The organism is Proteus sp. G2673 (genome assembly GCF_009915125.1).
In the GTDB taxonomy this organism is placed as follows: domain Bacteria; phylum Pseudomonadota; class Gammaproteobacteria; order Enterobacterales; family Enterobacteriaceae; genus Proteus; species Proteus penneri.
This window is the reverse complement of sequence record NZ_JAABLT010000004.1, coordinates 135,311-157,650: the sequence shown is the minus strand read 5'-3', so window position 1 is coordinate 157,650 and position 22,340 is coordinate 135,311. Positions and strand designations below refer to the sequence as shown.

The 22,340-nt window shown below is 37.7% G+C and carries 16 protein-coding genes and 1 pseudogene; 10 read left to right on the top strand and 7 right to left on the bottom strand.

From position 1 onward, the window contains the following. From trpCF to GWI59_RS01410, 3 genes and pseudogenes are all read right to left on the bottom strand, one after another. A complete protein-coding gene (gene trpCF, locus GWI59_RS01425) occupies nt 1–1,347 on the bottom strand; it encodes a bifunctional indole-3-glycerol-phosphate synthase TrpC/phosphoribosylanthranilate isomerase TrpF (protein WP_006536975.1) in 1,347 nt (448 codons plus the stop codon). Nucleotides 1,348–1,351: 4 nt separating this feature from the next. Then, a pseudogene (trpD, locus tag GWI59_RS17635) lies at nt 1,352–2,945 on the bottom strand (bifunctional anthranilate synthase glutamate amidotransferase component TrpG/anthranilate phosphoribosyltransferase TrpD). Further along, nucleotides 2,945–4,522, bottom strand: coding sequence for an anthranilate synthase component 1 (locus GWI59_RS01410; RefSeq protein WP_109847586.1), 1,578 nt, complete (start codon nt 4,520–4,522; stop codon nt 2,945–2,947). The pseudogene trpD and the gene GWI59_RS01410 overlap by 1 nt, the downstream one beginning before the upstream one ends. Before the next feature lie 308 nt (nt 4,523–4,830). On the opposite strand from GWI59_RS01410, the gene rnm reads away from it, so the two are divergent. From rnm to GWI59_RS01390, 4 genes are all read left to right on the top strand, one after another. Next, entirely contained in the window at nt 4,831–5,691 is an 861-nt protein-coding gene (gene rnm / locus GWI59_RS01405; RefSeq protein ID WP_161669296.1) for an RNase RNM, read from the top strand. 24 nt (nt 5,692–5,715) lie between these two features. Further along, nucleotides 5,716–6,336 (top strand): L-threonylcarbamoyladenylate synthase, encoded by a 621-nt coding sequence (locus GWI59_RS01400; RefSeq protein WP_072062510.1) that lies wholly within the window; start codon nt 5,716–5,718, stop codon nt 6,334–6,336. A gap of 420 nt (nt 6,337–6,756) precedes the next feature. Further along, a complete protein-coding gene (gene rluB, locus GWI59_RS01395) occupies nt 6,757–7,680 on the top strand; it encodes a 23S rRNA pseudouridine(2605) synthase RluB (protein WP_072062509.1) in 924 nt (307 codons plus the stop codon). Nucleotides 7,681–7,859: 179 nt separating this feature from the next. Next, nucleotides 7,860–8,810 carry a hypothetical protein gene (locus GWI59_RS01390; RefSeq protein ID WP_109847584.1) on the top strand — a complete coding sequence of 317 codons (951 nt, stop codon included), beginning with the start codon at nt 7,860–7,862 and terminating at the stop codon, nt 8,808–8,810. 23 nt (nt 8,811–8,833) lie between these two features. Here GWI59_RS01390 and cobO read toward each other — a convergent pair whose 3' ends face one another. Continuing rightward, nucleotides 8,834–9,424: a cob(I)yrinic acid a,c-diamide adenosyltransferase gene (cobO, locus tag GWI59_RS01385; RefSeq protein WP_006536964.1), complete on the bottom strand. Its 591-nt coding sequence runs from the start codon at nt 9,422–9,424 to the stop codon at nt 8,834–8,836. A 25-nt stretch (nt 9,425–9,449) separates the two neighbouring features. Next, nucleotides 9,450–10,211, bottom strand: a complete 762-nt coding sequence (locus GWI59_RS01380) for a YciK family oxidoreductase (protein ID WP_174704118.1) — start codon at nt 10,209–10,211, stop codon at nt 9,450–9,452. Between the two features lie 213 nt (nt 10,212–10,424). On the opposite strand from GWI59_RS01380, the gene sohB reads away from it, so the two are divergent. Continuing rightward, on the top strand, nt 10,425–11,471 hold the full coding sequence (sohB, locus tag GWI59_RS01375) for a protease SohB (RefSeq protein ID WP_072062507.1): 1,047 nt from the start codon (nt 10,425–10,427) through the stop codon (nt 11,469–11,471). A gap of 399 nt (nt 11,472–11,870) precedes the next feature. On the opposite strand, the gene GWI59_RS01370 is transcribed toward sohB, so the two are convergent. Further along, nucleotides 11,871–12,119, bottom strand: a complete 249-nt coding sequence (locus GWI59_RS01370) for a YciN family protein (RefSeq protein ID WP_006536960.1) — start codon at nt 12,117–12,119, stop codon at nt 11,871–11,873. Nucleotides 12,120–12,426: 307 nt separating this feature from the next. On the opposite strand from GWI59_RS01370, the gene topA reads away from it, so the two are divergent. From topA to cysB, 3 genes are all read left to right on the top strand, one after another. After that, entirely contained in the window at nt 12,427–15,024 is a 2,598-nt protein-coding gene (gene topA, locus GWI59_RS01365; protein WP_072062505.1) for a type I DNA topoisomerase, read from the top strand. A 155-nt stretch (nt 15,025–15,179) separates the two neighbouring features. Beyond that, a complete protein-coding gene (sodC, locus tag GWI59_RS01360) occupies nt 15,180–15,704 on the top strand; it encodes a superoxide dismutase family protein (RefSeq protein ID WP_006536955.1) in 525 nt (174 codons plus the stop codon). Between the two features lie 240 nt (nt 15,705–15,944). Beyond that, on the top strand, nt 15,945–16,919 hold the full coding sequence (gene cysB, locus GWI59_RS01355) for an HTH-type transcriptional regulator CysB (protein ID WP_006536954.1): 975 nt from the start codon (nt 15,945–15,947) through the stop codon (nt 16,917–16,919). Between the two features lie 61 nt (nt 16,920–16,980). On the opposite strand, the gene GWI59_RS01350 is transcribed toward cysB, so the two are convergent. Beyond that, nucleotides 16,981–17,811 carry a hypothetical protein gene (locus GWI59_RS01350; RefSeq protein ID WP_109847582.1) on the bottom strand — a complete coding sequence of 277 codons (831 nt, stop codon included), beginning with the start codon at nt 17,809–17,811 and terminating at the stop codon, nt 16,981–16,983. A 219-nt stretch (nt 17,812–18,030) separates the two neighbouring features. Here GWI59_RS01350 and acnA point away from each other — a divergent pair, with 219 nt between their 5' ends. After that, nucleotides 18,031–20,703 (top strand): aconitate hydratase AcnA, encoded by a 2,673-nt coding sequence (acnA, locus tag GWI59_RS01345; RefSeq protein WP_161671559.1) that lies wholly within the window; start codon nt 18,031–18,033, stop codon nt 20,701–20,703. Between the two features lie 215 nt (nt 20,704–20,918). Continuing rightward, nucleotides 20,919–22,283, top strand: coding sequence for a transferase (locus GWI59_RS01340; RefSeq protein WP_109400382.1), 1,365 nt, complete (start codon nt 20,919–20,921; stop codon nt 22,281–22,283). Nucleotides 22,284–22,340 lie beyond the last annotated feature (57 nt).

Here is a 22,340-nt window from a genome sequence, read left to right as displayed (position 1 = left end):
CTATAATTGTGCAAAGACTTGGTTCAGACGTTGCGCATCTTTTATGCCCGGAGCCGATTCTACTCCAGAGTTAAAATCAAGCCCGATACAGCCTGTTTTAACTGCATCTAAACAGTTTTCACTGTTAAGACCACCTGCAAGTAATGCTTTTTCACGTATTGTGTTTGGAATTTTTTGCCAATTAAATGTTGTTCCTGTACCGCCTGTGCCGTTATCAAGTACATATTTATTAACGTGTGAAACGGGGAGAATATCACTGTGAATTGCCATATTTATGGCTTGCCAAATCTCACAGCTAGGTTGAATTTTTTGTCTAAGTTGCTCAATAAACTGAGCATCTTCTTGTCCATGTAATTGAATGGCAGATAAATTAAGTTTTTCTGCATAGTCACAAATAAGTTCAATAGGTTGGTTTTGAAAAACACCGACAAACGCTAAGGGGGCTTGTGTTATCAGCTCTTGAGCTTGTGACAATGTCACTTTACGTGGGGATTTTTCTGCGAAAATCAATCCTGCATAGTAAGCACCGGCTTGATAAACCGCTTTTACATCTTGTGTACGAGTTAACCCGCACACTTTATGCTTTCCCAAAACGAGTGCTCTTACTGCTTGGTCAATATTTTCTTGTGACATTAAGGCACTACCCACTAAAAAACCATTAGCATATTGGCTTAACTCTTGAACTTGCTGGTGGGTATGAATACCTGATTCACTGATCACGATTGCATCTTTAGGTAATCCTTGGCTTAACTGTTGGGTACGAACTAAATCAATAGAGAGATCTCGCAAGTCGCGATTATTAATACCAATAACTTTGGCATTAAGCTTAATTGCTCGTTGACGCTCTTCTTCTGTGCTGACTTCGGTCAACACACCCATATTTAATTGATGAGCAACTGTTGATAGCGCGCGATATTGTTCATCATCTAAGACAGAAAGCATTAATAAAATGGCATCTGCTTGATAAAAACGTGCTAAATAGATTTGGTATTCATCAATAATAAAATCTTTGCACAAAACGGGCTGATGTACGGCTTGGCTGACTTGACGTAAATAATCAAAGCTTCCTTGAAAATATTTTTCATCGGTTAATACCGAAATTGCTGCAGCATAAGGCTGATAAATTTTTGCAATTGTAGCGGGATCAAAATCAGCACGAATTAATCCTTTTGAGGGCGATGCTTTTTTACATTCTAAAATAAAAACCGTATTAGGTTGAGTTAATGCCTGATAAAACGAGCGCGTTGAAGGCACTATTTGCTGCACAAATTCTGATAACGGTTGGCTTGCTTTACGTGCGATCAAATATTCTGCTTTATCTTTTACAATGGCGTTTAATACAGTCATGTTTTTATCCTCTCGCGGCTAATGCGGTAACACGATTTATTGCTTTACCGCTATAAATGGTGTGCATAGCAACTTCAGTATTTATTTTTAAATCTTCTTGCCCATGTAAACGCATTAATAAAGCGACATTTGCTGCGACAGATTCGGTATGTGCTCTTTTTCCTTCGCCTTGCAGTAAATTCGCCAATAATTGACGGTTAACTTCAGGTGTACCACCTTCTAAATCGGCCATTGAACAAGGACGAAGACCAAAATCACTTGGTGTGAGTTCATAACGCGTAATTTCACCATTACGTAATTCAGCGACTTGAGTCGGTGCATGTAACGACACTTCATCCATACCGCCACTGTGTACCACGGCGGCGCGTTCATAACCCAATACTTTTAGTGTGTCTGCAATAGGCATTAATAACTCAGGGCTATAAACACCAATTAATGCTAATGGTGGGCGTGCTGGATTAATCAAAGGACCTAATACGTTAAATAAGGTGCGTGTTTTTAGTTGTTGGCGCACAGGAGCAGCAAAACGAAAACCACTGTGATACTGCGGTGCGAATAAAAAGCAAAGTCCCACTTCATCTAATAATTGACGTGCATCATCTGCACTTCTATCTAATGGAATACCAAAAGCAGCGAGTAAGTCTGATGAGCCTGAGCGACTAGATACGCTACGGTTACCGTGTTTGGCAACTTTAATGCCGACTTCTGCCGCTACGAATGCGCTAGCAGTTGAGATATTGATGCTGTTCGCGCCGTCGCCACCTGTGCCAACAATATCGCAAAAAGTGTAATCAGGACGAGGAAATGGCAGTGCATTTTCAAGTAATGCTCGTACAGCACCGGCGATTTCTTGTGGATGTTCACCACGCATTTTCATGCTAATTAATACAGCGGCTAATTGTGATTCTGTTAATTCACCACGGATAATCGCGCTAAACAGGGTTTGGCTTTCTTCTAATGTTAACTGTTGAGCGCTAAATAATTTGTTGAAGATAGTTTCCATTTTATGCGTCTCCTTTAGGAGTTAATGCCCATGCGATTGTTTGTTCTAAAAGTTGTGCGCCTTTGGTGGTTAAAATTGATTCTGGGTGAAACTGGAAACCACATGTTTTATGTTGACGGTGACGCACCGCCATAACAGTGTTATCGCACCAAGCATTAATAATAAGTTGTTCTGGAACTTGTTCTCCTGAAAGTGAATGATAACGAGCAACGGGTAAAGGGTTAGGTAGATCCACAAACATTTCACTGTTATCGTGTTCAGCTAATGTCGCTTTACCGTGTAAGATCTCTCCACATGAAGAAACTTTGCCACCGTAAGCTTCAATGATGGCTTGATGGCCTAAACAGATGCCAACAACAGGTAATGTACCTAATACGCGTTTTAACAGCTCAGGCATACAGCCCGCTTGTGAAGGTGCACCAGGCCCCGGAGATAACAGTAAAATAGGGTTATCGAGTTCGCGCAACTTCTGTTCAATAAAATCAGCTGTGACGCTATTGCGATAAATCACCACGTTATTACCAAAGCTACGTAATTGATCAACAAGGTTATAAGTAAATGAGTCAATGTTATCGAGCAGTAAGATAGTCGCCATTAACAAGCCTCCTGCTGTTGTGTATCCGTATGCGCTTGTAAAATAGCGTTGATTACAGCTTGTGATTTATTGCGGGTTTCTTCCGCTTCCATTTTGGGATCTGAGTCGAGCACAATTCCGGCTCCGACTTGAATTGTGGCAATATTATTTTCAACATAAGCAGAGCGAATAACTATGCAAGTATCAAAATCACCGGCACCAGTAAAATAACCAATGGCTCCACCATAGCTGCCACGTTTCGTTTTTTCATAACGAGCAATTAATTGCATAGCACTGACTTTAGGCGCTCCCGATAACGTTCCCATATTCATACAAGCTTGATAAGCATGAAAAATGTCTAAGTCATCACGTAATTTTCCAACTACTCTAGAGACTAAGTGCATCACAAAAGCATAACGGTCAACTTTTGTTAACTCCGCGACATAACGGCTACCTGCTTGGCAAATGCGTGCTAAGTCATTACGCGCCAAATCAACTAACATTAAATGCTCTGAAAGTTCTTTGGTGTCAGTACGCATTTCTAGCTCAATACGGCTGTCTAAATCTGCATTAATTGAACCATCGGCATTGCGCCCTCTAGGACGAGTTCCCGCAATAGGGTAAATTTCAATTTGTCGATCACTGGTTTGATATTTCAGTGCGCTTTCTGGTGATGCACCAAAAACAGTGAATAGCGCATCTTGCATATAAAACAGATACGGGCTTGGGTTTTTCTGTTTCAACACTTGATATGCAGCAAGTGGTGAAGGGCAAGCTACTTGAAAGCGACGAGATGGCACGACTTGGAAAATATCACCACGACGAATATAGGTTTTCATTGCCTCAACGATATCACCATAGCCTTTATCATCCATATTGGTGTGTATTGTTGATCCTTCTGCTGTTAAAGCGTGGCGAATAGGGTGTTTTAACGGTTGTTTAGCCAGCGAAATTAACTCAGTTTGTCGTAAAGTGAGACGTTGGCATTCTGTTTTATCATCGGTAAATGCAATGGAAACCAATTGACTATCTTCATTTTGATGGTCGATCACGATTAATTGTTCGGCTAAATAAAAGCAATAATCAGGGCAAGAAAAATCACTTTCTAATTCAGGAATAGATTCAAATCCGCAGACTAAGTCATACGCAAATAAGCCACCAACAAAGATAAAGTTTGCATCTTTAGTATCTTTATTAACAAGAAAGAAGCGTAACGCATCAAATACGCTAGCAGATTTTAATTTGCTTTCTTCATCGGTCTCTTGTGAAGGCGTTGCAAAAGTAAAGACACACTGTTTGTCGTTTTCTGACGTCAAATTAGCTTTTTCTTTTAGTGCGATTTTTAATGCAGGCAATAACGCTTGTCCATTAACGCTTAATGCATCAATAGTGACTTGATTTTTTACTGCACTGATGCGTAATGCACTATCAACAATTAATAAGCTTTTTAAGTTCGCTTTAGTGTCGATTTGTGCGGATTCTAACAATAATGTGTAATGTTGATTTTCACATAATGTATTGAAAAGCAAAGCGGGTTCTCTGTGATAAGGCAGTGGCGTTGCCTTGGTATTAAATGAGAATGCAAGTGATGTATTCATTGTTATCGCTCTATATTATTTTCTTTATTTGCTGTTTTTAAAGCATAAAAAAACCCGCGTAGGCGGGTTTTAGATATCACTGACGTTAAGCCGGAGATCAAACCGCCCATAAAAGAGTGTTGCGCCACCAAAGAACGATAACATGTTGATTGATATTCATAAGATCTCCTTACAGCTAACGACGAATAAATGAAAAGTGAACTAGCTCGTGTTACGTACTAGTAAACTGGATTGTGTTAGGTTCGTCAAGTACTTTATGGCATACTCTTTAAAATTTATTATCTAGTTAAGGTGAAAAGGGAGACGTGATGACTGAAGGGCTATCTGATTTGAGAGTGATTTATGATTTACACAGCCACACTACCGCGTCAGATGGCGAGCTTTCACCAGAAGAATTGGTTGATAGAGCGATAGAGCGTCAAATTAATGTTTTAGCGATTACGGATCACGATACAACAGCGGCAATTGCACCGGCTAAGCATTATATTGCAGAAAAAAATCTGCCTCTTACTCTGATATCAGGTGTCGAAATATCGACTTTGTGGGAGAATATAGAAATCCATATTGTTGGATTAAATATTGATATTGACCATAACGCGATGAAATCGCTCCTTTCATCACAAAGCCAATGTCGTGAAACACGTGCGATAATGATAGGTGAGCGATTAGAAAAAGCAGGTATTGCCAATGCTTTTGAAGGCGCTAAAGCGCTAGCGCATGGTGGGCAAGTAACAAGAGGACACTTTGCCCGATTTTTAGTGAATGACGGACATGTTGCTTCAGTTAATAAAGTATTTAAACGTTATTTAGCGAAAGGAAAAACAGGCTATGTACCTCCGCAATGGTGCTCAATAGGTGACGCGGTCACAGCAATTCATGCTGCTGGTGGTGTTGCAGTATTAGCACATCCGGGTCGATATGGTCTATCTTCTAAATGGTTAAAACGATTAACACTTTATTTTAAACAACAAGGTGGTGATGCAATCGAAGTGGCACAATGCCAACAACCACCACAAGAACGAGAACAACACGCGGCATTAGCTCAATCTTATGAGCTAAAAGCTTCGTTAGGTTCTGATTTTCATCGTCCTTGCTCGTGGATAGAGTTGGGGCGTAATTTATGGTTACCCAGTGGCGTTGAACCAGTTTGGTCGCTATGGCAGGAGTAACATCAGAAATTCGTTGAGGGATGTATGAGCCAACTTTTTTATATTCACCCTGATAATCCGCAGGCTCGTTTAATTGAACAAAGTGCTGATATTTTACGCAAAGGTGGAGTGGTGATTTATCCAACAGACTCTGGTTATGCTATTGGCTGTTGTTTAGAAAATAAAGATGCAATGACGCGAATTTGTCGTATTCGCCAATTAGATAAAAAACACAATTTTACACTGATGTGCCGTGATTTATCAGAAATCGCCAATTACGCTTATGTTGATAATGTGGTATTTCGTTTAATAAAAAATAACACGCCAGGTAATTACACTTTTATCTTAAAAGCGACTAAAGATGTACCAAAGCGTTTGATGAATGATAAGCGTAAAACTATAGGCTTGCGTGTTCCTTCTAACCCTATTGCATTGGCATTGTTAGAAAATATTGGTGAGCCATTAATGTCAACAAGCTTGATTTTACCAGGCAATGATTTTGCTGAATCTGATCCGGAAGAAATCGAAGATTTATTAAGCAAACAAGTTGATTTGGTTATCCATGGTGGTTATTTAGGGCAAAAACCGACAACGGTAATTGATTTAACAGAAGACACCCCTGTCATCGTGCGTGAAGGTACGGGTGATATTACGCCATTTCAGTAAATTATTGAGTTGATTAAACGAGATTAGAAGCAAATGACTCGATAGTGAAGAAATTTATCACAAGATAAAGAGATAAAAGGTGAAGGGATGTATCGCTTGTGTTAAATTTATACATTGCGATAAAAATCATGGTGCTTATTTTTGAAATCGGTTATATCAACGCGTATTTTAAACGCAAAATACAATAACTCGATCTGCAGACAAACGACTAATTGTCGTTAAGATTTTTACCAACATCGTTTTATCGACACTATTTATCACAATATTGATGTGAAAAATCGTCAATATTGTTCACTATTGAATCAATAAACCTGTGTTTATTTCTTATGTTAATAAACATGGGTTATTTTTTACTTAATTGATTTTTAAAAATTAATTCTATTGTATGACGCCTGTGAAGGCGACAAATGAGGTTGTTTCATGAGCGATAAATCGCAACGTACTGAAAAGTTACAAAAAATCCTTGCTCGTTCTGGTCACGGCTCTCGTCGTGAGATTGAAGGTTATCTTCAAGAAGGACGTATCAGCATTGATGGTACAAAAGCAAAATTAGGTGATCGTATTGATGTCACCTCTACAGCAAAAATCCGCTTAGATGGTCGTATTCTAAATATTCGTGAAGCACAAAAAGATGTCTGTCGTGTGCTTGCTTATTATAAACCTGAGGGGGAGCTGTGTACTCGCAGTGATCCGCAAGGTCGTCCAACTGTTTTCCAACGTCTTCCTCGTCTTAACAGTGCTCGCTGGATTGCTGTTGGTCGTCTTGATGTAAACACCAGTGGATTACTGTTATTTACCACAGATGGTGAATTGGCTAACCGTTTAATGCATCCTAGCCGCGAAGTTGAGCGTGAATACGCAGTTCGTGTTTTTGGTGAAATCGATGATGCGAAAATTCGTCAATTAACGCGAGGTGTACAATTAGAAGATGGTCCTGCTTCATTCCGTTCTGTTTCTTACCGTGGTGGTGAAGGGATTAACCAATGGTACAATGTTTCACTGACTGAAGGGCGTAACCGTGAAGTGCGTCGTATGTGGGAAGCTGTTGGTGTACAAGTTAGCCGTCTTATTCGTGTTCGTTATGGTGATATTGATTTACCAAAAGGTTTACCGCGCGGTGGCTGGGTTGAATTAGGGTTAGCTCAAATCAACTATTTACGTCAGTTAGTTGAGTTAAACGACGAAACAGTAACAAAAGTTGCAGTGGAAAAAGATCAGCGTCGCATCAAAGCAAATCAGATCCGTCGTGCAGTTAAGCGTCATACTAAAATTTCAACACGCACTTCAACATCGCCTGCTAAAAGAGCATCAAGTCGTCGTCAATCAGCAGGAAATAAAAAGTAATTAGCGAATAATTATTTATTATTTTAAATTAAAATATCATTTTGAAAATAATCGCTCTATTTTAATAGGGCGATTATTTTTTTGACTACTTTCTTTTTTTTATAAATCTATTTATGATGACACTATTAGGGCGTATTTATTAATAACTTTATATTTAACGATAAGGTATTCAAAATAATATGTATCGTTATTTTCATTTAATTGCTGTGTTATATATAGCCTCTTTAGTCACGGGGTGTGATTATCCTGCTATAAGAGAAAAACAAAATGGTGTTTTCTACATCAACAATAATCAATTGGAACCTTTAGAGTTTAAAATTGATAATACTAAATTTGTGATGGGGAAAGGCGAAGTAAAAAAAATTAAACTTAATAATGGCGAACATATACTTATTGATAGTCAAGGTAAACAAAGTATATTTATGGTTTATCCTGGAAACCGAGGAGGAATAATTAATCCCAATAGAGATATCTATTATAGTTTCACCACGTTATTTAAACAAGAATATCCTCCATCTGAGGAAATCCGTATAGATGAACGTACTGTATGGGTTAATGGTATTCTTTTAAGAGGAGCGATTAATAGTTCTGACTCTCTCTTTATTGATAATAATATTTTTAGTTGTGATATTCCAATCGATGAACCACTACCTACTTATTTATCTGATTGGGAAGGTAATGAAAAAGTAAGTGCATTAACCAAATGTTTTACAAAAGATGATTTTTATCAATATATCATTAAATTTCCCTATGGAATTAAATTTTATTCTGAGCATGATTTATTAACTCAATATATAACAGAAGATAATTTTAATTGGATCGATAAAAATAATACACGAACAGATAGTTTATCTCCGTTAGATGATAACTTTAGCTTCAATGATGAAAAGTTGATGAAAGAAGCGATAAGCATTCATGAAGTAGTTAAAAAATATTTAACTTCAAGAGATCCTGCAGAAAGAAAATTATTTTATAGTGAGTATCATAAGCATATCATGAAGATGGCAATACTTTATGATCAACAAATAAGAAGTCATATTTTTGTTGATAGAGAGATGTATTTAGATTTTATTAAAAGAAATGGGCGTATATTTGGTGCTGGTATTTTAGGGGAGCCCATTCTTATTTAATATTCGAGTTCTTTACATAGTGGTTACCAATCTATGCCTTTTTGTGCTTTTATCCCACTATCAAAAGCGTGTTTAATAGGACGCATTTCTGTCACTGTATCTGCTAACTCGATTAATTTTCTATGGCAGCCTCTTCCAGTAATAATGACATTTTGATGGGCAGGGCGAGAGCTAATCGCTGAAATAACTTCATCTAATGGCAAATAGTTAAAGGTAATCATATAGGTAATTTCATCGAGAATAACTAGATCGTATTCTGGGTCATTAAGTAGTTTGAGTGCATATTGCCAAGTATTTAAACAAGCTACTGTATCTGTACTTTTATCTTGAGTTTCCCAAGTAAATCCTGTTTCCATCACATAGAAAGGTACACCAAACTGTTCTAATAAATTACGTTCACCGTTTTCCCATGTTCCTTTAATAAATTGCACAACACCGACCTTTTTTTGATGACCCACTGCGCGTGTCGCTGTACCCATCGCTGCCGTCGTTTTGCCTTTACCATTACCTGTAAAGATCATCAAGATACCTTGTTCTCGTTGAGCTTGCTCAATTCTAGTATCGACTTTCTCTTTTAAACGTTGTTGGCGCTTTTGGTGTTGTGCATTATTCATTTTGCTACCTCAAACTTAAATTACGTTATTCAGCGGGACCGGCTTTACGACCAGGTTGTGCATCTAAAGATTGTCCTTTCACATCAATACTGTCATCACTCATTAAATAGAGATATAACGGCATCAAATCTTTAGGTGTTTTTAGTTTTTGTGGGTTCTCATCAGGGAAGGCATTTGCTCGCATTGCAGTACGAGTACCACCAGGATTAATGCAGTTAATACGCAAGGTACTTTCGTTATATTCTTCATTAAGTACCTGCATAAAGCCTTCTGTAGCGAATTTAGAAACAGAATAAGCCCCCCAGCCATAGCGTCCTTGGCGACCAACGCTGGATGTAGTGAGAATGAGGCTTGCATGAGGTGCCTTGAGCATCAATGGTAATAGTGCTTTCGTGAGCATAAAAGTTGCATTGACGTTGACTTGCATCACGTCATGCCAAAGGTTACTTGGTTGATTAATAATAGGCTCGATAACGCCTAATAAGCCCGCATTTTGTAATACACCATCAAGATGGGGAAAACGTTTAACGAGTGTGTCAGCAAACTGTTGAAAGTCGTTCTCTGTTGCTGTAAGTAGATCAAGTGGATATAACATGGGTTGTTGACCACCTGATGTGATGATATCTTCTTGAACATCTTCAAGTTTTGATAGAGTACGTCCTAATAAGATAAGTGTTGCGCCATATTGCGCATAAGTTAGTGCGGCTTCTTTTCCTATACCATCACCAGCACCTGTTACTAGAATAATTTTATCTTTTAGCACGCTATGATCGGGTTGATATTGCAACATATTGATATCCTGTCTAGTAAAAAGTAAATAAAGTGTAACGTCTTATTTGTCTACCGACCAGTTTTGCCAGATTTTTTGTTTACAATTTATGGCTGTTTTCTTTATGGTATTAAACATAATCATGCCTTTGTTGCTGGCGCTAAAGCAGAATTTCGTTAAACTAGGCATATTGGTTTTAGTCAGTGTTATTAACCTTAAAAAGAGGTCTTTGTGGAGTATATTTTACAATATGGACTGTTTTTAGCAGAGATTGCCACTGTTGTTGTGGCGATTATCGCTATCGTGTTGTTTTTCGTTGTGATTGGAAATAAAAAACAAAATCGTAAAGGGACGTTAAGAGTGACAGATCTTGCTGAAGCTTACGAAGAAAAACAGCGTGTTATGCAACAAGCAAAAATGGACGATGCTGAATTAAAAGTCTGGTATAAAGCGTTTAAAAAGCAGCAGAAAAAAGAGAATAAACAGAGTAAAAACAATGCAAAAGAAGGGAAAAAAGGCGTTGTAAAACCTTGTTTATATGTGCTTGATTTTAACGGTAGTATGGATGCACACGAAGTGGGTGCATTACGCGAAGAAATTAGTGCCATTCTTTCTGTTGCACAAGCAAATGATGAAGTGTTACTGCGTTTAGAAAGTCCTGGTGGCATGGTTCACGGATATGGATTAGCCGCAGCTCAATTAACTCGCCTAAAAGAAAAAGGGATTAAACTGACCGCCGTTGTCGATAAAGTGGCGGCTAGTGGGGGATATATGATGGCATGTGTGGCAGATAAAATTGTTGCTGCGCCATTTGCGATTATTGGTTCGATTGGTGTTGTCGCTCAGATCCCTAACATTCACCGCTTACTTAAGAAAAATGATATTGATGTTGAGTTACATACTGCTGGCGAATATAAGCGTACATTGACCTTGTTAGGCGAAAATACCGAAGAAGGCCGTGAGAAATTTAAGCAAGATTTAAATGAAACACATTTATTGTTTAAATCATTTGTGCATAAATACCGCCCACAACTTGATATCGATAGTGTTGCAACTGGAGAATATTGGTACGGCTCTGAAGCGTTAAATAGAGGCTTAATTGATGAGGTTGGAGTGAGTGATGATTGGTTGATCAATCATATTAATGACTTTGAAGTTCTCTCTGTCCAATATGTTACCAAGAAGAAAATGGTTGAGCGCGTTACAAGTGGTGCAATGGAAAGCATCGATAAATTGATGATGCGTTGGGTACAAAGAAGTAAAAAACCACTTCTATAAGCCAAATAAAGATGTAATACATGATATCAGTGATACAAGTTATCGCTGATATCATCCTTCCTTCTTCCTTACTAAACATGATCCTTAAACTTACCGAATAAATATTCTAATTTTCATTCCGATAAAGCAAAAAAAACCAGTGAAAATATCACTGACAATCAAAGAAATAATTGATATTACTGATTGTATTGATAGGCAAGTATAATCGTGAATTAAAATGTGACAGATAATTTCACCTTAGGATAAAAGTGAGTTTTTATTCTTTTATTTTGTTTAATTATGCCAGTTATTGGCATCTAGATTAAGGCAATAACTGGCAAGTAAATTCTCTTTTTTGCTATCGATAAAGAGTAAATGAATTTACTTTAGGAAATAAATAAAAATAATCACAAAGATGACTTATTCTAAATGGTATTTATCAGATAACACATGAGCTAAGTGCTTAAACATATTGAATGCTGCGGTGCTTTTTGCTGTAGGCAAACCTTGTTTATCTAAAAAAAATTCGCCTTTAAATACGAGGACATTACCTTTCTGTTCAACTGAATCAGCACGCATACCTTGTAAATAATCTTCATGTTCACATATGATTTTATTCGCTTTTTCAAGTAGCATCTCTGTTGTGATCGGTGTAGTTTGTTTTGACATAATCTGTGCTCCTTAGAAAAATAATTTGTTGCGCCTCACTTTTTATCAGGTAGAGTGTGGCATTTTTAAAAGCTTAGCTACTCTATATGTAGCAAACAATGATTTGCCTGTTCCTGATCAAGGCTGTGAGGTAATTAAAATACCTCAAAAAAGGGCATGAGTTTTGAGCTCAAACAAAAGCTTTGAATAAAAACAGGTTGATATATTGCAAAACTAACGCAATATAAAAAAGAGATTTTAAACATTTTTTTAGTTGAGGGTATTAAACAATACCGTCATAACAAAGTTTAATTAGGTAAAGGTAATTATGGGTAAAGCTCTTGTTATCGTGGAGTCCCCGGCTAAAGCCAAAACGATCAATAAATATCTTGGCAATGACTACGTAGTTAAATCTAGCGTGGGTCACATTCGTGATTTGCCAAAGAGTGGTTCTGGCAGCCAGAAGAGCGAAAACTCATCCGCCACGAAAGGCGTGAAAAAAGTTAAAAAGGATGAGAAGTCAGCCTTAGTCAGTCGTATGGGCGTTGATCCCTATAATGGATGGAATGCGAATTATCAAATTCTACCCGGCAAAGAAAAAGTCGTGGCTGAACTAAAAGCATTGGCTGAGAAAGCTGATCATGTCTATCTCGCAACGGACCTTGACCGCGAAGGAGAAGCTATCGCGTGGCATTTACGCGAAGTTATCGGCGGTGATGATGAACGATTTAGTAGAGTGGTTTTTAACGAAATCACTAAAAATGCTATTACACAAGCTTTCCAAACTCCAGGTGAGTTAAATATAGATCGCGTTAACGCGCAACAAGCACGTCGCTTTATGGATCGTGTTGTGGGCTATATGGTTTCACCTTTACTTTGGAAAAAAGTTGCTCGTGGATTATCTGCGGGTCGAGTTCAATCAGTTGCTGTGCGTCTTTTAGTTGAACGTGAGCGTGAAATTAAAGCCTTTGTTCCTGAAGAATATTGGCAATTACATGCATCATTATTAACGCCTGATGAACAGCCTCTGCGTATGGAAGTCACGCATTATAATGATAAAGCCTTCAACCCTGTTTCATCTGATGAAACTCAGGTAGCGGTTAAGGCATTACAAAATGCGGCCTTCACGGTAAAAGATCGTGAAGATAGACCAACATCAAGTAAACCAAGTGCACCGCTTATCACATCAACCTTACAGCAAGCGGCAAGTACACGTTTAAGCTTTGGTGTGAAAAAGACGATGATGCTTGCTCAGCGCCTTTATGAAGCTGGTTATATAACTTATATGCGTACTGACTCAACTAACTTAAGTCAGGATGCCATTCAAATGGCGCGCGATTATATCAATGAGAATTTTGGTGCTAAATATTTGCCGAAAGAGCCAAATGTTTATTCGAGCAAAGAAAATTCTCAAGAAGCGCATGAAGCTATCCGACCTTCTGATATTAATGTTATCGCTGAATCTTTAAAAGATATGGATAACGATGCCAAACGTTTATACCAACTGATTTGGAATCAATTTGTTGCTTGTCAAATGACACCAGCAAAATACGATTCAACGACATTAACCGTCGAAGCAGGTGATTATAAACTCCGGGCTAAAGGTCGTACTTTGCGTTTTGCAGGTTGGACGAAAGTCATGCCAGCGATGCGGAATAAAGATGAAGATAAAACTTTACCTGCGGTTGATGTAGGGGCAACACTGGCTTTAGCTGAGTTAGAGCCAACTCAGCACTTTACCAAGCCACCAGCACGTTTTAGCGAAGCAACGTTAGTTAAAGAATTAGAAAAACGTGGAATTGGCCGTCCTTCAACGTATGCATCTATCATCTCTACCATTCAAGATCGTGGTTATGTGAAAGTTGAAAACCGTCGCTTTTATGCAGAAAAAATGGGTGAAATTGTAACCGATCGCTTAGAAGAGAATTTTAGCGATTTAATGAATTACGATTTTACTGCGCAAATGGAAGATCACCTTGACCATGTTGCCAATAATGAAGAGAACTGGAAAGAAGTATTAGATGCGTTCTTCAGCGATTTTAGTCAGCAACTAGAGGTCGCTGAAAAAGATCCTGAAGAAGGTGGAATGCGGCCAAATCCAATGGTAATCACGTCGATTGAATGCCCAACTTGTTCTCGTCATATGGGAATTAGAACGGCGACAACAGGCGTATTCTTAGGATGTTCTGGGTATGCTTTACCGCCTAAAGAGCGTTGTAAACAGACTATTAACCTTATTCCTGAAGATGAATTATTGAATATTCTGGAAGGGGAAGATGCAGAAACTAACGCATTACGAGCTCGTCGTCGTTGCCCGAAATGTGGTACTGCAATGGACAGTTACCTGATTGACACGCATCGTAAATTACATGTTTGTGGTAATAACCCTGCATGTGATGGTTATGAAGTCGAAGAGGGTGAATTCCGCTTAAAAGGTTACGAAGGGCCAGTCATAGAGTGTGATAAATGTGGCGCTGAAATGCACCTGAAAATGGGGCGTTTTGGTAAATACATGGGTTGCACCAATGATGAATGTAAAAATACCCGTAAAATCTTAAAAAGTGGTGAGATTGCGCCACCAAAGGAAGATCCTGTACCGCTTCCTGAGTTGCCGTGTGAAAAATCGGATGCGTATTTTGTCTTACGTGATGGTGCCGCGGGTGTATTCTTAGCCGCAAATACCTTCCCTAAATCAAGAGAAACGCGAGCACCAAAAGTAGAAGAACTGGTGCGCTTTAAAGACCGTTTAGCAGAGAAAATGCGTTATTTAGCAGAAGCTCCAGTGGCTGATCCTGAAGGAAACCCAACTATTGTGCGTTTTAGTCGTAAAACAAAACAGCAATATGTTTCTTCAGAGAAAGAGGGTAAAGCAACAGGTTGGTCTGCATTTTATGTCGATGGCAAGTGGGTTGAAAAAACCAAATAACATTGACATTACGTGGTAAATAAAAAAGCGACTAATGAGAGTTAGTCGCTTTTTTGTATTAAGAAGGTATGCTAATTAAATATACCAAAACAGTATTAATGGTTAATTTCTATTTGTCTGATGCTTTACCTTGCTAATAATAAGACGGAGATACTATGAAACTGATACCTTTGTTACTATCTAGCTTACTCTTCACTTCAGTGGCAAGTGCTGCAACGTTAGATGTCACGTTAAAAGAAGCGTTACCAACGGGTGCTGGTAACGATATTGGTGTTGTCACTATCACTGAAACTGATTATGGGCTGTTATTTACGCCAAAACTTTCCGGATTAACACCGGGTATTCATGGTTTTCATATTCATGCTAATGGTTCTTGTGAGCCAGATATGAAAGATGGCAAACCTGTACCTGCTTTAAAAGCGGGAGGGCATTTAGATCCTGAAAAAGTCGGTGTTCACTTGGGGCCTTATAATAAAGATGGGCATTTAGGCGATTTACCAGGATTAGTTGTCAATGATAAAGGTGTTGCTGATTACGCAGTATTAGCACCAAAACTCACTAAGCTTGAGCAAGTAAAAGATAAAGCAATTATGGTGCATGTGGGAGGGGACAATTATTCTGATGATCCTGAGGCTCTTGGCGGTGGTGGCGCAAGAATGGCATGTGGTGTGATTAAATAATTTAGTGCCACTATTATTATGGGGTAAAAGCTGACAAATAAGGTCGGCTTTTTTTATGCTTCTTTATAGCTTATAACTATTCGATATAACAAAATCTAAATAACACTATTAATTACGTTAGACCGAAATGAAATAAATGATATAGTGGTTATATATTACATCTTTATTATTCTTTTTAGTTATATGAATATAAATAGAATAACGGAATAATAAGTCTTTTGTTGAAGGGATAGCCTCTCCATGAAATTACAACAGTTGCGTTATATCGTTGAAGTGGTGAATAACGATTTAAATGTTTCGACCACGGCAGAGCGTTTGTATACATCTCAACCGGGAATAAGTAAACAAATTCGTATGTTAGAGGATGAGCTCGGTATACAAATATTTTCTCGTAGTGGGAAGCATTTAACGCATGTGACACCAGCGGGTGAAGAAATTGTAAGGCTATCTCGAGAGATTTTATCAAAAACAGAAGCTATTCGTTCAGCTGCGGGCGAACACACTTATCCAGATAGAGGTTCACTATCGATTGCAACAACGCATACGCAAGCTCGTTATGTATTACCTCCTGTAATAAAAGGATTTATTGAGCGCTATCCAGATGTTTCACTGCATATGAACCAAGGTTCGCCAACGCAAATTGCTGAAGATGTATGCAGAGGTAAAAGTGATTTTGCGATAGCGACAGAATCGCTGCATCTTTATAACGATTTAGTGATGCTACCTTGTTATCGTTGGAACCGTATTGTAGTGGTGTCAAAAGATCATCCTCTGGCACAAAAACGAGAAGTAACGTTAAAAGAGCTTGCAGATTACGATATCGTTACTTATACCCAAGGTTTTACAGGACGTTCAGATCTTGATGATGCATTCGGTAAAGTAGGGTTAAAACCTAAAATAGTTTTCACTGCAACTGATGCGGATGTCATTAAAACTTATGTGAGACTGCATTTAGGTATTGGTGTAATTGCCAGTATGGCATTTGATCCCGTACTTGATAGTGATTTAGTTGCTATTGATATGCGTGATAAATTTAGTTATAGCACTACTAAAATTGCATTTCGACGCAGTGGTTTCTTACGTGGTTATATGTATGATTTTATGTGGCGTTTTGCCCCTCATCTTACGCGTAATTTGATTGAGCAAGCTGTTGCGTTACGAACAAATGAAGAGATTGAAGAGTTATTTAAAGATATTGAATTACCATTAGTGTAATACTGAAAGGCGGGTTATTCCCGCCTTCAAGCGTGTTCATAAACCTAATTGTTGTGATTACTCATTTCAAATAAAAATCCCCACTAAAAAAAGCGTCTGATTTTGCAATACTTAGCTGACGATACTTATTCAAAAAATCATAAAACTGCTGATTAATCAGTGGATCATCAAGAGCACTAGTATCAAAAATAGAGGTAATGGTGGTGTACTCTAAAGAGAGGGTAAATTTACTACCTATACAGCTAGCGAGTAGCATTTTCGCTGATTGATAAGAAAAACGTAGGCTCAAAATTTTCAGCTTTGGAACAAAAATAAGATGATTATTATGATTGAGGATCTCCGTGATCCCCGCAATAGTTATCGTTTGATAGCTGTCTAATGATTTTCGTAAGCCAACTTCTATTTTTTGTCCTTGAGTTCGTAAAAAATCAATAAATTCTCCAAGTGCAGGAGAGGTGGCATTGATTGCAGCTCCTAGTAATAATTGAATAAACGCTTGAGCAACAGAAAAATCAAAGGTTTGTTTATGAAGTTTCTTTGTCTCAACTTTATTGTGCCCTAGAAGTGGTAAATGGTTGAGCGTGTCTAACCAATGTTCGGGACGATAATAGGCTTCATTATCCTCTTTTTTTAATGCGGCAAGATGGTTTGCCATAATAGAAATAAGCCCAATTTGGATATTTTTAAGTTGTGACATTTTTTCTATTTCAGAAGGCTCAAAAGGTTTTGGCGACGCAATGATAAATTGCACCAAACCTTCTGAATCTTTTATATTTTGAGAATGTAATGCATTCATCGATAAGGTTTGTGGAAAAGGAGGAGTAACAGGTTCCGCAAAATAGTGATCAGCATTCATAATGTTTTTGAGTAAATCAGATTGTTTATTAGTCATAAATATTATCCTTACGTAGTTATACCTCCTTCATTAAAACTTAATTAAGTGAAAATTTAGAGACCAAAATTTATTAACAATATGACAGCCATAACATTGTGTTTACAAATTGTGTGGTCTTTAAGCGAAATTCAACGTTATATGGTATGTTTAATAAATAACCTTACCTATTTTGATAGTTTGAACATGCTGTCAGTATAAAAATAAGAAGGAGGAGCTATGTCGTTACGTTTGAAGAAAGAGAGCCATTCCACGCTCTTAGTCGGATCTCAAAAATATGAGTACTACCGTCTTTCAGAAGTTGCTCGCCAGTTAGGTGATATTACCCGTCTTCCTAAATCACTGAAGGTGTTACTAGAAAACTTAGTGCGTCATCTCGATGGTGATACAGTCGTTGACGAGGATATTAAGGCGCTAGTTGAGTGGCAAAAAACAGCTCATGCATCACGTGAAATTGCGTATCGACCTGCAAGGGTGCTGATGCAAGATTTTACAGGTGTGCCTGCGGTTGTTGATTTAGCGGCTATGCGTGAAGCTGTGAAATCTTTAGGTGGGCAAGTGGATAAAGTTAATCCATTATCACCCGTTGATCTAGTTATTGACCACTCTGTTATGGTTGATGAATATGCCAGTAAAAATGCGTTTGCTGAAAACGTGGAAATTGAAATGGAGCGTAACTATGAACGCTACCTTTTCTTGCGTTGGGGACAACAATCCTTTGAACGCTTCCGTGTCGTGCCGCCAGGGACAGGAATTTGTCATCAGGTAAATCTTGAGTATTTAGGCAAAGCTATTTGGTCTGAAATGCAAAATGGGCATCATGTAGCTTATCCTGATACATTAGTCGGTACGGATTCTCATACCACCATGATCAATGGCCTTGGCGTGTTAGGTTGGGGGGTAGGAGGCATTGAAGCAGAAGCTGCAATGTTAGGTCAACCTATCTCTATGCTAATTCCAGATGTTGTTGGTTTTAAACTGACAGGAAAATTACGTGAAGGGATCACGGCAACTGATCTGGTATTAACCGTCACACAGATGTTGCGTGCGCATGGTGTTGTAGGTAAATTTGTGGAGTTTTATGGCGATGGTTTAGCATCATTACCTTTAGCCGATCGTGCAACAATAGCGAATATGTCGCCAGAATATGGCGCGACCTGCGGATTCTTTCCAATAGATGATATCACTCTTGATTATTTGCGTTTAACAGGACGTGAAGAGCAAGAGATTGCACTTGTTGAAGCGTATAGCAAAGAGCAAGGTCTATGGAGACACACAGGCGATGAACCTATCTTTACGTCAACATTATCGCTAGATATGGGAACCGTTGAGGCAAGCCTTGCAGGGCCTAAACGTCCTCAAGATAGAGTTAATTTACCGAGTGTACCTAAGGCATTTAAAGCCGCAGTCGATCTTGAAACCAATAAGAAACCACTGGTGCAATTTCCTCAAGTAAAAATTGATGATTATCCTGCTTTTGAGTTAACCGATGGTGCTGTCGTTATTGCGGCAATCACATCATGTACCAATACATCAAACCCTAATGTCTTAATGGCAGCCGGATTACTGGCTAAAAATGCGGTAGAAAAAGGATTACAGCGTAAACCTTGGGTTAAATCTTCTTTGGCTCCAGGCTCGAAAGTGGTGACGGATTATCTTAATTTAGCAGGACTAACACCTTATCTTGATAAATTAGGGTTTAATCTTGTGGGGTATGGTTGCACAACATGTATTGGTAACTCAGGACCTTTATTAGCACCGATTGAAAGTGCGATTAAGGATAATGACTTAACTATTGCGGCTGTATTATCTGGTAACCGTAACTTTGAAGGTCGAATTCATCCCTTAGTGAAAACCAACTGGTTAGCATCACCGCCTTTAGTGGTCGCTTATGCCTTATCAGGAAATATGAATATCGATCTTACTAAAGAGCCATTAGGTAAAGATAAACAGGGTGCTCCTGTTTATTTAAAAGATATTTGGCCAGACAGCAAGGCGATTGCTGATGCTGTCGAAAAAGTGAAAACAGAGATGTTCCATAAAGAGTACTCTGCCGTGTTTGAAGGTGATGAGACATGGAAATCACTGCAAATACAAGATACTCCTGTTTATGATTGGCAACCAGATTCTACCTATATTCGACATCCTCCTTTCTTTGAAGGAATGTCAAAAGTGCCAGCTCCGATTAAAGATATTCATCAAGCCAGTATTTTGGCTATTTTAGGTGATTCGGTGACAACGGATCATATTTCACCCGCAGGTAATATTAAGGAGGATAGTCCTGCAGGGCGTTATTTACGTGAACATGGTGTCGAGCCGAAAGATTTTAACTCTTATGGATCAAGACGCGGCAATCATGAAGTAATGATGCGAGGCACATTTGCCAATATTCGTATTCGTAACGAGATGGTACCAGGCGTTGAAGGTGGTTTTACCAAGCATATTCCAACCGGCGAAACACTGGCTATTTATGATGCAGCCATGCGTTATCAACAAGAAGATACGCCACTGGTGATTATTGCCGGTAGTGAATATGGTTCTGGTTCTAGCCGAGATTGGGCTGCGAAGGGAACGCGTTTATTAGGAGTACGAGCTGTCATTGCAGGCTCTTTTGAGCGTATTCACCGTTCTAACTTAATCGGTATGGGGGTGTTACCTTTAGAGTTTCCTAAAGGGGTATCTCGTCAAACATTAGGCTTAAAAGGGGATGAGAAAATTGAGATCACAGGGCTTAATGCATTAATACCGAGCCAAGATATCGCGGTTAATATTACTTTTGCAGATAATCGTACTGAAACTATTATGGCGCGTTGTCGTATTGATACTCAAACCGAATTAGCTTATTTCCAACATGGTGGTATATTGCATTATGTGATTAGAAATATGTTATAAATAATATTCTAATAACATAGATAAAAAATATTAAGTTATTATCATAAAAGACAGTATTTAAAATTTTAAATACTGTCTTTCTATTTTAAATTAATAGGTCTATTTTTTTATTTAATGTTACCTAATTATTTTTTTCTTTATATTATTCCAATGGTTCTTGTTTTGGAGGAGTTTCTATTTTAATAAGATTATATTAAATAGACGCGAGGCGTATAATGAAAAAATATATTATTACAAATGAATCAAAAGAATATAATGGTGTTACCCTGTTTAAAATTAAAAGAGTATATACTGGTAGTCCAGGGGGATGGATTGAAAATGAAAGTAATTTAAGTCGAGAAGGTGGTTGTTTTATTTATGATGATGCAATGGTATTTGGTAATGCGAAAGTGATAGAAAATGCAATAATATCTAAAAATGCTAAAGTTTATGATAATGCGATAATTTCAGGTAATGCATCAGTATCTGATAATGCAGAAATATATGATTCTGCTGTAGTCACACAAAACGCGAGCATTAAAAATAGAGCTAGTGTTAGAGGAAATGCAAAAATTGAAGGTAATGCGGTTGTTTTTAATGATGCTATTGTTGAAGGGAATTCCGTCATATCAGGTAATGAAAAAATTGAATATTATATAGGTAATTGGGAAGATATTGAAAGTGTAATACAATTTACTTTTTATATTAATCACCTGGATCAAGAATCAAATATTTGTGTAAATGGTAAACATCAAGTTCCTATCGGTGTTGGTTTAATTGTACTAGATAAAGAAAAAAGACATTTTAAAGTGTCAGAAGAAGAAATGCATAAAAATATTTTTATTGTTGATGATAAAAATGAAGCGTTAAATTCAGATATACATATTTCTAAAGAAGCAAAGGGTTATATTTATCCTCACAGTGATAATTATTATGAGCAAATAAATTATTCAGCATGTATATGGTATGTATCTGTTGATAAAATCATGGATACTTTAAAACTATGTGCACAATTTACTGCCAATGGTACAAAATATACAACCGCTTTTAGACCTAATAGTCCTATATATCGGCAGAGTGTTGTAACATTAAATGTGATACCGCCCCGCGTTTTTACAAAAGAGGATATGGATATTGATCCGCTAATATACCCAGAAGTAGAAAAAAATGTGTTAATGCCCGGTGGAACGCTGTCTAAGTATTACCTTGCATTTAATGGTAATGGCGGTGCAATAACAACAAGTGCAGAGTGTGAGGAAAATAAAGATTTTTATTATTATCATAAAAATAATTATCAATTAATAGGTACATCAACGGATCAATCGGTTTTATTCGATCCTTCTGGTTATTATACAAAGAATTTCCATTTTGATAAAATGTCCTCAATTCAAATAACATCAATTAATAAAGAAAGAGTAGGATTATGTTTCTGGACTTATAGTATAAACTATGGTCTACCATTTTCTTCAAGTAAGAAAGAAGACAAAATGGATTGTATTATTCGAGATCAATATGGGAATGGTGCTAATGTTTCAGTTAAAGCAGATGAAAATAATAAATTAATTTTCATGTTAGATAATAAAGTGAAATTAGCCTATTAATTTTTATATTGAGATTAAATTTAATCACTAGTTATTAATTTTATACACTTTCTATAA

Bases quoted from the DNA above. Each gene is read 5' to 3' on its own strand.
- sodC (WP_006536955.1), top strand. From the start codon at position 15,180: ATGAAACTGATACCTTTGTTACTATCTAGCTTACTCTTCACTTCAGTG.
- rluB (WP_072062509.1), top strand. From the start codon at position 6,757: ATGAGCGATAAATCGCAACGTACTGAAAAGTTACAAAAAATCCTTGCT.
- rnm (WP_161669296.1), top strand. From the start codon at position 4,831: ATGACTGAAGGGCTATCTGATTTGAGAGTGATTTATGATTTACACAGC.
- trpCF (WP_006536975.1), bottom strand. From the start codon at position 1,347: ATGACTGTATTAAACGCCATTGTAAAAGATAAAGCAGAATATTTGATC.
- cobO (WP_006536964.1), bottom strand. From the start codon at position 9,424: ATGAATAATGCACAACACCAAAAGCGCCAACAACGTTTAAAAGAGAAA.
- GWI59_RS01370 (WP_006536960.1), bottom strand. From the start codon at position 12,119: ATGTCAAAACAAACTACACCGATCACAACAGAGATGCTACTTGAAAAA.
- GWI59_RS01390 (WP_109847584.1), top strand. From the start codon at position 7,860: ATGTATCGTTATTTTCATTTAATTGCTGTGTTATATATAGCCTCTTTA.
- GWI59_RS01350 (WP_109847582.1), bottom strand. From the start codon at position 17,811: ATGACTAATAAACAATCTGATTTACTCAAAAACATTATGAATGCTGAT.
- GWI59_RS01410 (WP_109847586.1), bottom strand. From the start codon at position 4,522: ATGAATACATCACTTGCATTCTCATTTAATACCAAGGCAACGCCACTG.
- acnA (WP_161671559.1), top strand. From the start codon at position 18,031: ATGTCGTTACGTTTGAAGAAAGAGAGCCATTCCACGCTCTTAGTCGGA.
- topA (WP_072062505.1), top strand. From the start codon at position 12,427: ATGGGTAAAGCTCTTGTTATCGTGGAGTCCCCGGCTAAAGCCAAAACG.
- cysB (WP_006536954.1), top strand. From the start codon at position 15,945: ATGAAATTACAACAGTTGCGTTATATCGTTGAAGTGGTGAATAACGAT.
- GWI59_RS01400 (WP_072062510.1), top strand. From the start codon at position 5,716: ATGAGCCAACTTTTTTATATTCACCCTGATAATCCGCAGGCTCGTTTA.
- GWI59_RS01340 (WP_109400382.1), top strand. From the start codon at position 20,919: ATGAAAAAATATATTATTACAAATGAATCAAAAGAATATAATGGTGTT.